We start from the raw sequence: 11996 nt of genomic DNA on the forward strand, positions 1-11996 counted from the left end.
TTGAACGCGTCAGTGGTAACCGTTATAAACGGTTACATGCCTCTGCACTGGAAGCTCGTCATCGACTGCGCCGACCCGCACCGCCAGGCCGCCTTCTGGGCCGCCGCCCTGGAGTACCGGATCGAGGACCACAGCGCACTGATCGAGCGCCTGCTGTCGGCCGGCGCGATCACCCCCGACCTCCTCACCGACGTCGACGGCCACCGCGCCTTCCGCGCCCTCGCCGCCGTCCGCCACCCCGACGAGCCCTTCGACCCGGTCAGCGACACCGGCCTCGGCCACCGCCTGCTCTTCCAGCAGGTCCCCGAGGAGAAGACCACCAAGAACCGACTCCACCTCGACCTCCACCCCGGCCCCGCCGACCGCGACGCCACCGTGAAGCGACTGGAGACCCTCGGCGCCACCGCCCTGCGCCACGTCAAGGAGCCCGGCGGCGAACACGTCGTGATGGCCGACCCCGAGGGCAACGAGTTCTGCGTGCAGTAGCCGGCCGCACCGCTCCGGCGTGGGAAGTCGGCGGGTCCGACTTCCCACGAGCCCGTCCACCGGGTCGCCGCGGCCCCGGTGACGGTCAGCGCTCAGGCACGAAGCCGGCTGCCGCCCGGATCATCCGGATCGTCCGGTCCGGTCGGTTCGATCGGCTCGTCCAGCGGCCGGGGGAGGAACGGCAACCGGGGCATGCCCTGGGACCGCGACCAGGTCCGGTACTCCGCTGCCTCTTCGTACCGCCGCGCCAGCCAGCCGCGTTCAGCGGGCCGGAAGTCGGCCGGCTCCACCCCCGCCGCCCCCAGCAGGTCGAGCAGCATGCGGGTGGTCAGCCCTTCGTCGAGCTGCTGGGCGGCCTCCTCCGACCCCCACCGGATCACCGTCTCCGCCGCTCGGGTCAGCCCTTCCGCGCTGGCGGTCGGGAAGGCCAGGGCCAGGGTGGCCCGCACGATCTCGACCGCGTCCTCGGAACGCACCGGTCACCGCCTCCTGTCGCACACGATGCAGTCCCCGGTCCGGCCCGTGAACATGAGGACGATCCGGCCCGCGTTCTGCGCCTGGCGCAGGCACTCGTGCCGGTCGAGATGGGCGTACTGCTGGGTCGACATCAGGTCCCGGACGTAGACCTCCCAGTGGTCCTGGGCCAGGGTCCAGTCGTTGCGGTGGACCACTCGGACCCAGGAGTCGACGAACTCCTGCCGCCCGTACGACCCGTGGAAGTACGGCCCGAGGTCGTCGATCAGCCCCGGCGGCCTCAGGCGCCGGCTCAGCGGGCGGCGCCGGAACATGCTGTCGGTCGAGATCGCCTTCACGCTGCTGATGCGCTGGGCGATGATGTGCCCGGCGAAACCACCGATGATGGCCGGCACCAGGAGCCAGCCGAGCAGGGACGCCACCCACAGGAGCACGTGCTCCGGCGGATCGATCAGGGTGAAGGTCCGGTAGACGGAGCTCGCGCCTCCCGCCCGCGCGGCGAACAGGCAGAGGACGCCCAGGCCGGTGACCATCGGGATCCCCCAGTCGACCACCCACTGCGTGGTGCCCGTGAGGGCCTTCCGCGAGCGCCAGGCCCGACGTATTCGCCTGGCAACGCCCTGCCGCCCGGCCGGCAGCTTCAGATGCCCGGGAATCGGAATGGGTCCGACGACCAACTGCTCCCCCACGTGATCGGACGCCGACCCGGACGGTCACCCGCGAGACCGCCGTCGGCGTGGCCGATTCTGCCCCAGCCCGGCCGCGCATGAGGGCGAAGCCCCACATTGCCCCGTCCGGAGCCGCCGGCGGCCCCCGCGCCCCGGAAAGCACCGAGCCCTCCCCGCACGAGGCGGAGAGGGCTCGGCGGCGCCGGGCGGCGTCAGAGCAGGCCGAGGGCCGGCATCAGGTAGTAGAAGGCGAAGACGGCCGAGACCGCGTACATCGCGATCGGGACCTCGCGGCCGCGACCGGCGGCCAGGCGCAGGACGCAGAAGGCGATGAAGCCGAAGCCGATGCCGTCACGGCGCCGCTGCTGGAGATGGACCACGACGAGCTGATGATCGGCTGCGACCGCCTTCTCAGCGACCCAGCCGGCGCCGGCCGCGCCCTCCACCGCCTCTCGCTCCCCATGGAGCGGATCGACCCCACTCGCCCAACAGCCCACCCGCACGCGCGAGCGCCAATGCCGGAGGAGGGGCGCCCGGGTTGCTTCGGGACCAATAGGCCAACACTTGAGCGCCACGGCCTCGCCTTGAGCTGTTGACGGCCGGCAGCCCGCTTGCAGTTGAAGCCTGCTGACCACAACTCGGCAGTCGCCTACTACTACCGATCAAGAACGGTTCAGACTCTCATCAGCAGGAGGTGTCTTCACCAAGGTCACCCGGTCCGCCTCGATGATCCTGGCCGCCTCGGCTGCTTCCCGGAAGGTGACGACCGCCTCGCCGTTCTCCCGCGCCCATGCGGTGAGCATCCTGATGGGCTCCTCCAGGGTTCGCCCGAGATCGGTCAGGCAGTACTCCACGCGCGGCGGCGCCTCGGCGTACGCGTGTCGCTCGACGAGCCCGTTGGCTTGGAGCCGGCGCAGCGTCTGGGTCAGTACCTTGCGCGAGATGCCACCGCTCAGCTCGACCAGCTCGCCGTGGCGCAACGGGCCATCGGTCAGCGCGAAGAGCGTGACCATGGACCACTTGCTCGCGATGATCTCCATGGCCAGGAGAGCGGGGCAGTCGGCGAGGAAGACAAGTCCGGGTCGCAGGCTCATGCCCGAACGTTACCTGGAGGTACCTATCGGCCGCCTATCGTCGTCGAGGTGCGCACTCCTCTCTACTCGCATCTCGCATGATTGAGGTTTCAGCCGTGTTCGTCTCCCTTGCCGTCGTCACCGTGGTCATGTCGGCGCTTCTCCTCGTATCGGCCGGGGCCAAGTCTCTGCGGACGCGGCACATCACCGAGCAGATGTCCACTCTCGGAGTGCCACAGAGCATGATGGCCTTCCTGATCAGCGCTCAGGTCGCCGGCGCGGCCGGTGCGATCGTCGGCCTCTGGTGGGGGCCCGTCGGAATCGCCGCCGCGATCGGCCTGATGCTCTATTTCGCCGGGGCGGTCACCTTCCACCTGCGCGTCGGCGACCGTAAGGGCGCGTCTCCGGCGGCGGTCCTCACCATGGCCTCCGTCGCCCTGACCGTGCTGCACGTTGCCACCCTCTGATCCGCTGTGACGACGCGGACCGGGCGGCATGGATCAGCTGTCGCGTCCGCTGCCCTGACCCTCGCGACCCACTGCCCTGAGAGTGCCCCGCACCTGGTCCGTGACGGGATCGAGGGCGACCACCACTCCGCCCCGGACCGCCCCCACCTCCTGACTCTCGGCATGGCCGGCTACACCGAGAACGAGATCATCGGCAGCCCGTCCCTCGGGACGGCGAGCAAGGGCCAGGCACTGCTGGACAGCCTGTCGAAGTCGGCGGCCGCCCACCTCGCCCTGCTCCGGAGCACATGACCGGAGGGCCGGGAGGCCGGAGCGTTCCGGCAGCAGAACGGGCCCTCTCCCCGTCGGAGGAGAGGGCCCGTTCGCCGTGCGGTGAGACGCCGTGAGCGCCGCGGTCCATGCCGGATCAGAGCAGACCGAGGGCCGGCATCAGGTAGTAGAAGGCGAAGACCGCCGACACCGCGTACATCGCGATCGGGACCTCGCGGCCGCGACCGGCGGCCAGGCGCAGGACGCAGAAGGCGATGAAGCCGAAGCCGATGCCGTTGGTGATGGAGTAGGTGAAGGGCATCATCACCATGGTCAGGAAGGCCGGGATCGCGATCGTGTAGTCGGCCCAGTCGATGTCCTTGATCGAGTTGGCCAGGATCAGGAAGCCGACGGTGACCAGCGCCGGGGTGGCGGCCTGGGCGGGGACCATGGTGGCGAGCGGCGTGAGGAAGAGGGCGACCACGAAGAACGCGCCGGTCACGATCGACGCGAAGCCGGTGCGGGCGCCCTCGCCGACGCCGGCCGTGGACTCCACGAAGCAGGTGTTGGCGGAGGCGGAGGTCGCGCCGCCGGCGGCGGTGGCGATGCCGTCCACCATCAGGATCTTGTTGATGCCGGGCAGGTCGCCCTTCTCGTCCAGCAGGTGGGCCTCGTCGGCGACGCCGAGGATGGTGCCCATCGCGTCGAAGAAGCAGGACATCAGGACGGTGAAGACGAAGAGGACGCCGGTGAGGACGCCGACCTTCCCGAAGCCGCCGAACAGGCTGACCTTGCCGACCAGGCCGAAGTCGGGGGCGGCCACCGGGTTGCCGGGCCAGCTGGGGACGGTGAGGCCCCAGTTCATCGCCGGGATGTCGGCGATCTTGTCGATCACCACGGCGAGGCCGGTCATCACGACGATGGAGACCAGGATCGCGCCGGGCACCTTGCGGACGACCAGCACCAGGGTGAGCAGCAGGCCGAGCACGAAGACCAGCACCGGCCAGCCGAGCAGGTGTCCGTTGCCGCCGAGCTGGAGCGGGACGGTGGTGTGGGCGGCGTCCGGGATGCGGCTGACGAAGCCGGAGTCGACCAGGCCGACCAGGGCGATGAAGAGGCCGATGCCGATCGCGATCGCCTTGCGCAGGCCGAGCGGGACGGCGTTCATGACGCGCTCGCGCAGGCCGGTGGCGACCAGGATCATGATCGCGAAGCCGGCCAGCACCACCATGCCCATGGCGTCCGGCCAGGTCATCTTGGGTGCGAGCTGCAGCGCGACGATGGTGTTGACGCCGAGGCCGGCGGCGAGTCCGATCGGGACGTTGCCGATCACGCCCATCAGCAGGGTGGTGAGGCCGGCGGTGAGCGCGGTCGCGGTGACCAGCTGGGCGCTGTCCAGGTGGGCGCCGGTCATGTCCGTGGCACTGGCCAGGATGATCGGGTTGAGCACCAGGATGTAGGCCATGGTGAAGAAGGTGGCGGTGCCGCCGCGGATCTCGCGTGACAGGGTGGAGCCGCGCTCGGAGATCCGGAAGTAGCGGTCCAGGGCGCCGGTGGGGGGCTTCGGCGCGCTGGAGGCTGGCTCGGGCGACTCGGTGGTCGGCTGGGCCACAGGCATGCGTGCGTCCTCTGGTGGGGGCTGAGGAGAGGGTGAACGCCCGGAGCGACGGTGGCCGGGCGGGCCCGGTGGGACGGGCACGAACACAGGCGTCCTGGGCATGGCGCGGCCAACCGGAATCACAAGTATGAGTTCCCCGATTGCACACGCGCTATCTTCGCGCGTAGAACGAACGTGGAACGCAGAACCACCCACGGAACGACCCGTGGAACGGCCGTGGAGGGAACGGGCGACCGGAAGCGGTCCCGGGCCCCCGCCGGCGCCCGCCCGCGGCCACCCGCCGACGGGGCCCGGATCGGGCCCGGGAGGTGGCGGACAACGGCGCCCCGCCCCGTACGCTAGGCCTCATGCCGAAGAGCCCGCTGCACCCCTCGCCCCCGCCGCTGGAGGCCAACGACGTCGCCATCGTCGGCGGTGGCACGGTGCTGTGGTTCGTCGCCTTCCTGGTACTGCTCCCCTTCCAGGGCACCCTCTCCGACCACGGGCACGGCACCTGGCCGTGGATCTGCCTGTCCGGGGCGGGTCTCGGCCTGATCGGCCTCTGGTACTGCCGCGCCCGGCGGGACGCCATCGCCCGCGACCGTGCCGCCGAGGCCGCGCCGAAGACCGCCACCGGCGACGGCACGGACCCGGCCACCCAGTCGGACTGAATAGTCCTTTAGTAGCACGCATCGGACATAAGGCGCCCGTAGAGTCGGTGCCATGACGCACCCTGCGCAGCCTGGCGAAGAGACGCCCGGGGACCGGCACGACGGCGCCCACCCGCTCGGTCTGCTGCCCGGCAGGCGCGGCGGGCTGTCCACCGCCGAGGTGGCCGAGCGGGTCGCCCGCGGCGACGTCAACGACGTCCCGGTGCGGTCCAGCCGCTCCACCCGGGAGATCGTCCGGGCCAACGTCTTCACCCGGTTCAACGCGATCATCGGCGTGATGTTCGGGATCATCCTGGTCGTCGGCCCTCTCCAGGACGGACTGTTCGGCCTGGTCATCGTCGCCAACACGGCGATCGGCATCATCCAGGAGCTTCGCGCCAAGAAGACCCTGGACAGCCTCGCGCTGATCGGCGAGGCGAAACCGGAGGTCCGCCGCGACGGCACCGTCCAGCAGATCGCCACCGGCGACATCGTGCTGGACGACACCGTGCTGCTGGGCATCGGCGACAAGGTGATCGTCGACGGCGAGGTCACCGAGGCGGACGGTCTGGAGATCGACGAATCGCTGCTCACCGGCGAGCCGGACCCCGTCCTCAAGCAGCCCGGCGACCAGGTGATGTCCGGCAGCTTCGTGGTGGCCGGCGCGGGCGCGTTCACCGCCACCAAGGTCGGCCGCGAGGCGTACGCGGCGCAGCTGGCCGAGGAGGCCAGCAAGTTCACCCTGGTGAGGTCGGAGCTGCGCAGCGGCATCGACAGCATCCTGCGGTTCATCACCTGGCTGCTCGTCCCCACCGCGATCGGGCTGATCATCAGCCAGCTCGCCGTGGAGGGCCGGGACTGGAAGGAGGCCGTCCGCCGGATGATCGCCGGCATCGTGCCGATGGTCCCGGAAGGGCTGGTGCTGCTGACCTCGGTGGCCTTCGCGATCGGTGTCGTCCGGCTGGGCCGCAAGCAGTGCCTGGTGCAGGAGCTGCCCGCGATCGAGGGGCTGGCCCGGGTGGACACCGTCTGCCTGGACAAGACCGGCACCCTCACCGAGGGCGGCATGGACGTCGTCGAGCTGCGCACCCTGCCGCAGGTGCCGGAGGCCGACGGTCAGCTGCGGCCCGACGCGCCCCTGGCCCGGCACGTCCTCGCCGACCCGGAGGTCGTCAAGCAGGCGCTCGGGGTGATGGCCGGCAGCGACGCCCGTCCCAACCCCTCCATGCAGGCCGTCATCGACGCGTACGGGAGGGACGAGGCGGACGGCAGCGCCGTCGGCGGCTGGCGGGTGATCGAGGCGATGCCGTTCTCCTCCGCCCGCAAGTGGAGCGGCGTTCAGCTGCTGGAACCGCAGGGCGGCGAGGCCAGCTGGCTGCTGGGCGCCCCGGACGTGCTGCTGCCCACCGGCCACCCGGCCCTCGCCGAGGTGGACGAGCTGGGCGCCAAGGGTCTGCGGGTACTGCTGCTCGGGCGCACGCCCGTCCCGCTGGACGCGCCCGATCCGGCCGCCGACCTCCAGCCGCTCGCCCTGGTGGTGCTCCAGCAGCGGCTGCGCGGGGACGCCGCCGAGACCCTGCGCTACTTCGAGGGGCAGCGCGTCCAGGCCAAGGTGATCTCCGGCGACGCCGCCGTCTCGGTCGGCGCGGTCGCCTCGCACCTCGGCCTGCCCGGTGCCGACCATCCGGCGGACGCCCGCCGCCTGCCCACCGATCCGCAGGAGTTCGCCGACACCGCCGAACGGACCACCGTCTTCGGCCGGGTCACCCCGCAGCAGAAGCGGGAGCTGGTCGGGGCGCTCCAGTCGCGCGGGCACACCGTGGCGATGACCGGCGACGGCGTCAACGACGTGCTGGCGCTCAAGGACGCCGACATCGGCGTGGCGATGGGCACCGGCAGCGACGCGACCCGGGCCGTCGCACAGATCGTGCTGCTGAACGACTCCTTCGCCACCCTTCCCTCGGTGGTCGCCGAGGGCCGCCGGGTGATCGGCAACATCGAGCGGGTCGCCGGGCTCTTCCTGGTGAAGACGGTCTACTCGGTGCTGCTCGCGCTACTGGTGATCTTCACGCACTCGCCCTACCCGTTCCTGCCCCGGCACTCGACGGTGCTCTCCACCCTCACCATCGGCATCCCGGCGTTCTTCCTGGCGCTGGCGCCCAACAACGAGCGGGCCCGGACGGGGTTCGTCCGCCGGGTGCTGCGGCTGGCCGTCCCGGGCGGGATCATCGCCGGCACCGCCACCTTCACCGCGTACGCGCTGGCGCGGGCCGACCACGCCACGGACCTGGAGTCCGACACCAGCGTGGCGACGCTGACGCTGTTCCTGGTGGCGATGTGGGTGCTGGCGATCGTGGCCCGGCCGTACAACTGGTGGCGGCTGCTGCTGATCGGGGCGATGGGCGGGGCGTTCGCGCTGGTGCTGACGGTGCCCTGGCTGTCGGACTTCTTCGAGCTCTCGCTCTCCGGCACCCGGGACCCGTGGATCGGCGTCGGCATCGCCCTGGTGGCCGGGCTGCTGCTGGAGGTCAGCTGGCGGATCATGCGGCACAAGGCCGATGATTGACCCCGGAGGGGTGCCGGATGGCGCGCAGGGGTGGGGACTTGGAGGCGTTCACCGCCTTCCTCGGGGGATTGCTGGCAGCCGGGGTGACCGGCCTCGCCCTGGTCGGTGCCCATGAGTTGATCGAGCCCGGCCGGTGGCTGCACAGGGCCGCGCCGGTGGCGGTCGGGGCGGTCTGGCTCGTCGTCACGGTCGGCCTCTACCGGCGACTGGGTGCGGCCGGCCGGGCCGGTGCGAGGGCCGCCCCGGCCGGGCAACGGGCGGGCTCCCCGCGCCCGGCCGGGTCCGACCGGGCGCCGGCCCGGCGCCCCGGCCGCCGGCCCGCCAGCCCGGTCAGCCCTCGAAGTCCCGGGCGGCCGAGAGCTCATAGGCGCGGTCCGGCTCGGTGAGCGCGGCCAGCACCTCGAACCGGCGGTGCCACTGCCCGACCGACCAGGCCAGCCCGGCCGCCAGCCCCTCCGGCGTCGCGGCGTGCAGCAGTCCCGGCACCGGCGGCAGCTCGAACTCGTCGTCCTCGTCGGCGGCTTCGGCCGCCTCCGGATCGTAGGGCGCCTCCGGGGTACCGGCCGAGCTGTCCCACCGCCAGTCCACGGCGGCCTCGTCGCCGTCCGGGCCGACCACCAGCAGCTCGTCGTGCTCCTCGTACGCGACCGGGCAGCCGGGCAGCAGCTCGCGGACCACGGCGGGCACCCGGTGCAACTGCCCCTCGGAGAGCACCCGGCCGCCGGCCACCTCGCTGGCCAGCGAGACGTGCAGCCGCTCGGCGAGGTCGGCGGCCAGCGCCGGGGCGACCGGCAGCAGCGGGTACGTGTGGAGCAGCTGGACGAGGTCCGGGGCGTCGGCGACGACCGCCTCGGTGGCGTCCACGATCACCGTGTGCGCGGGGCGGCGGCCGGTCTCCGGATCCAGTGGCGGCAGCGCCCGGACGACGTCCAGCGGGTCGATCCGGTCGGCCTCGACCCGGGCCAACGCGCTGTGGATGCCGTGCAGTTGGCGGTGGCCCAGCTCGGACGCGGGATCGGTGAGCCGGTCCAGCAGCTCGTCCGGGCCGTGCGGCTCGGCCAGCAGTGCGGCCAGCGTGGTGCGCACCCCGAGCGCGTGCAGGAACTGCTCGTCCAGCGTCGTCCGGGCCTCGTCGTAGAGGCCGCGCAGCAGCGGGTCGGCGCCGGCCGCGCGCAGCCCGGCCGGCTCGCGGCCGTCCAGCACCGGGTGGTCGCGCAGCCACCAGGCGGTGTACGGCGGCAGGTCCGCGTACGAGCCGTCGGGCAGCAGGGTGCGGACGGGGTTGACCACGGCGTCCCGGTACGGCGGGCGGGCGAGCGCGGCGAGCGCCTGCGGCCACGCGTCGTCGTCCACCAGGTCGAGGTCGCGCACGGCCAGCAGTTCGGCGGCGACCGGCGGGACGCCGACCGAGTCGGCGTCGTCGGCGTGCAGCGCCTCCAGGGCGTCCTCGGCCCACTCGGCGAGACCGTCGGGCGCCTCGTCCAGCAGCCCGGTGGGGTGGCCGCCGGCCGCGCGGTCGGCGGGGGCGGTCGGGTCGAGCCGTTCCAGGTCGTCCGGGTCGAGCACCACGTCCTCGGCGCGGACCAGGACGAAGTCCGCCAGCACACCGACCGCGGACAGGACCTCGGGGCCCCAGCGGTCCAGCAGGTCGTCGTCGACCCAGCCGGCGTCCTCCTCCCGGGCGAGCGCCGCGAACGGGCTGTCCGGCAGGATCAGCTCGCCCGCGCGGGCCGGCTCGCCCTCGTCGTCCAGCAGCGCCAGCCGGGCCAGCCACGGGTGCTCGCCGACCGCCGGAGCGGCCGCCTTGACCAGGGCGAGCACCGAGTCGGCGACGTCGGTGGCGGCGTCCAGGTCGTCCTCGGCCAGCTCGTACGAGCGGGCGACGGCGGCCCGCACCTCGGGGGTGTCCAGCACACCGGCCGGGGTGGCGGTGGCGGCGCCGAGCTTGGCCAGCAGGGGGTGCGCGGCCTCCGGGTGGGCCAGCCGCAGGTCGAGCAGGGCCAGCGCGCCGGCCAGCGCCTCGGGGTAGCCGGGGAAGGCCGCCCAGTCGGCGTCCTCCGAGGGCAGCAGGACGCGGCGCGGACCGGTGACCGTCCGCCCGTCGGCGAGCGGCACGGGCAGTGCGCCGAGCGCCTCCGGGTCGGCCGCGCCGAGCGCCGCGTAGAGGTTGCGCCACCAGGCGGGCTCACGGTCCAGGCCGCCGAGCTGGTCGACCACCTCGGCCAGCGGCACCCGGCGCACGTTCAGCACCCGCAGTTCGGTGCGGCGCTCCAGGCCTGCCGGCAGCAGCCCGGGGAAGATCGGGGCGAGCGCCTCGACGACCGAGCCGTCCGCGCCCTCCAGCAGCGTGGCGTCCCGGGGCCGCAGCGCGGGCGTGCCCTCCTCGACCGGCGCCGGGTGCGGCAGGAACGGCGTGCCGGGCAGCCGGGAGAGGATCCCGGCCCGCAGCGCGTTGTCCAGCGCGCCCTGGCCGAGCGGGCCGGGGACGAGCCCGAGCGAGGCGAGGTCCCCGCCGCGGGCGCGCAGCAGGTCGGCGTAGCTGTCGGCGGCGCGCTCGGTGAGGAAGTCGGCGAGCGGACCGGGGGCGACGTGCCGGCGGGTGGAGTCCAGCGGGTAGGAGGCGATCAGCAGCGCGGGCAGGCCGAGCGGCTCGTCGCTGGGCGTGGGCGCGTGCAGCACCGGGGCGATCCCGGTCGGCTGCGGGCTGCCGTCGACGGCGACCGGGACGGCCCAGGTCACCGTCCAGTACGGGCGGGCGCGCTCCTCGGTGGGGCGGTCGGCGAGCAGCGCGGCGTCCAGGGTGCCGGAGGCGCCGGCGGTCTGCCAGACGGTCCGCCGCAGCTGCCCGCCGGCGTCGTCGGTGACGGTCACCTCGGCGACGCCGTCGGGGCCCGGCCCGGTGGCGGTGTCGGGGCGCGGCTCGGTCGCGAGGCGGGTGAGGGTGCGGGTGCCCTCCTCGGTCTCCACCACGATCTCGGCGAGCCCGGGCAGGGTGAGCAGCAGGGCGTCGTCGATCCCGGCCAGCAGCCGCCGGGTGAGGTCCGCGGCGGCGGCGTCGCGCAGCGGCAGCACGACGACCGTGTCGTAGCCGTCGGGGGCCGGGCCCTCGGCGGAGAACGGCAGGCGCAGCAGCGGTACGTGGCCGTCGCGGCGGCGCAGCTCCTCGGTGAGCGCGGGCTGCGCCTCGGCCAGCGAGCGGGCCTCGCCGAGCGACCAGCGCACGCCGCCGGCGGCACCGAGCACGGCGGGCTCGTCGGTGACGGCGAGGACGGCCGCGAAGCCGACGCCGAACCGGCCGACGGTGGGCTGCTCGTCGGCGCGCTTGGAGGAGGCGCGCAGGGTGGAGAGCGACTCGACGGCGGCGGCGTCCAGCGGTGCGCCGGTGTTGGCGGCGGCCAGCACGCCGTCCGTCAGGGTGAGCCGCAGCCGGCCCGGGGCGCCGCCCGCGCGGGCCGCCGCGTCGGCGGCGTTCTGTGCCAACTCGACGACCAGCCGGTCGCGGTAACCACCGAGGGCGAGTTCCTCCTCGGCGTTGGCGTCCTCCCGGAATCGGGCCGGGGAGGCGACCCAGGCGTCCAGTACCCGGCGGCGCAGTGCGGCGGCGCCGAAGGGGTCCGCGTGGTGCTCGTCCGTGCCGCTGCCGATGATCCGAGGTTCCACTGGAACTGCCACCCTCCGCCGCCCTGTACTTCGTACGGGGGGCATTCTCCCCCGGGCGGTCACCCCCGGCGGACCGGGGGCGGCCGGACCCGGACCGTGGCCGGTG

Annotated in this window: 11 protein-coding genes; 5 read left to right on the plus strand and 6 right to left on the minus strand. The window is 73.3% G+C overall.

Annotated features, from left to right (window positions below):
- The first annotated feature begins 36 nt into the window (after positions 1-36).
- Entirely contained in the window at positions 37-486 is a 450-nt protein-coding gene (locus AB0J08_RS01145) for a VOC family protein (RefSeq protein ID WP_360624796.1), read from the plus strand.
- 92 nt (positions 487-578) lie between these two features.
- Here AB0J08_RS01145 and AB0J08_RS01150 read toward each other — a convergent pair whose 3' ends face one another.
- The 4 genes from AB0J08_RS01150 to AB0J08_RS01165 form a co-directional block, all read right to left on the minus strand.
- Complete coding sequence (locus AB0J08_RS01150) at positions 579-962, minus strand: hypothetical protein (protein WP_360624799.1); 384 nt, start codon at positions 960-962, stop codon at positions 579-581.
- 3 nt (positions 963-965) lie between these two features.
- Complete coding sequence (locus AB0J08_RS01155; RefSeq protein WP_360624802.1) at positions 966-1514, minus strand: DUF6313 family protein; 549 nt, start codon at positions 1512-1514, stop codon at positions 966-968.
- Between the two features lie 326 nt (positions 1515-1840).
- Complete coding sequence (locus AB0J08_RS01160) at positions 1841-2074, minus strand: hypothetical protein (RefSeq protein WP_360625202.1); 234 nt, start codon at positions 2072-2074, stop codon at positions 1841-1843.
- A 216-nt stretch (positions 2075-2290) separates the two neighbouring features.
- Positions 2291-2722, minus strand: a complete 432-nt coding sequence (locus tag AB0J08_RS01165) for a helix-turn-helix domain-containing protein (protein ID WP_360624805.1) — start codon at positions 2720-2722, stop codon at positions 2291-2293.
- A gap of 95 nt (positions 2723-2817) precedes the next feature.
- Here AB0J08_RS01165 and AB0J08_RS01170 point away from each other — a divergent pair, with 95 nt between their 5' ends.
- Positions 2818-3168, plus strand: coding sequence for a DoxX family protein (locus AB0J08_RS01170; protein ID WP_360624808.1), 351 nt, complete (start codon positions 2818-2820; stop codon positions 3166-3168).
- Between the two features lie 162 nt (positions 3169-3330).
- Positions 3331-3459: a hypothetical protein gene (locus AB0J08_RS01175; protein ID WP_360624811.1), complete on the plus strand. Its 129-nt coding sequence runs from the start codon at positions 3331-3333 to the stop codon at positions 3457-3459.
- 115 nt (positions 3460-3574) lie between these two features.
- On the opposite strand, the gene AB0J08_RS01180 is transcribed toward AB0J08_RS01175, so the two are convergent.
- Complete coding sequence (locus AB0J08_RS01180) at positions 3575-5035, minus strand: NCS2 family permease (RefSeq protein WP_360624814.1); 1461 nt, start codon at positions 5033-5035, stop codon at positions 3575-3577.
- Positions 5036-5382: 347 nt separating this feature from the next.
- On the opposite strand from AB0J08_RS01180, the gene AB0J08_RS01185 reads away from it, so the two are divergent.
- Together AB0J08_RS01185 and AB0J08_RS01190 are read left to right on the plus strand one after the other, a co-directional pair.
- Positions 5383-5685 (plus strand): DUF2530 domain-containing protein, encoded by a 303-nt coding sequence (locus tag AB0J08_RS01185; RefSeq protein ID WP_360624817.1) that lies wholly within the window; start codon positions 5383-5385, stop codon positions 5683-5685.
- Between the two features lie 52 nt (positions 5686-5737).
- Positions 5738-8230, plus strand: coding sequence for an HAD-IC family P-type ATPase (locus tag AB0J08_RS01190; protein ID WP_360624820.1), 2493 nt, complete (start codon positions 5738-5740; stop codon positions 8228-8230).
- A 330-nt stretch (positions 8231-8560) separates the two neighbouring features.
- Here AB0J08_RS01190 and AB0J08_RS01195 read toward each other — a convergent pair whose 3' ends face one another.
- Complete coding sequence (locus AB0J08_RS01195) at positions 8561-11890, minus strand: molecular chaperone Hsp90 (protein WP_360624823.1); 3330 nt, start codon at positions 11888-11890, stop codon at positions 8561-8563.
- Positions 11891-11996 lie beyond the last annotated feature (106 nt).

The organism is Kitasatospora sp. NPDC050463, from assembly GCF_040655255.1.
Taxonomy (GTDB): Bacteria; Actinomycetota; Actinomycetes; order Streptomycetales; family Streptomycetaceae; genus Kitasatospora.

What these genes read in the sequence shown, in the direction of transcription:
- AB0J08_RS01145 (WP_360624796.1), top strand. Translation starts at nt 37, where the DNA reads ATGCCTCTGCACTGGAAGCTCGTCATCGACTGCGCCGACCCGCACCGC.
- AB0J08_RS01165 (WP_360624805.1), bottom strand. Translation starts at nt 2,722, where the DNA reads ATGAGCCTGCGACCCGGACTTGTCTTCCTCGCCGACTGCCCCGCTCTC.
- AB0J08_RS01175 (WP_360624811.1), top strand. Translation starts at nt 3,331, where the DNA reads ATGGCCGGCTACACCGAGAACGAGATCATCGGCAGCCCGTCCCTCGGG.
- AB0J08_RS01180 (WP_360624814.1), bottom strand. Translation starts at nt 5,035, where the DNA reads ATGCCTGTGGCCCAGCCGACCACCGAGTCGCCCGAGCCAGCCTCCAGC.
- AB0J08_RS01185 (WP_360624817.1), top strand. Translation starts at nt 5,383, where the DNA reads ATGCCGAAGAGCCCGCTGCACCCCTCGCCCCCGCCGCTGGAGGCCAAC.
- AB0J08_RS01190 (WP_360624820.1), top strand. Translation starts at nt 5,738, where the DNA reads ATGACGCACCCTGCGCAGCCTGGCGAAGAGACGCCCGGGGACCGGCAC.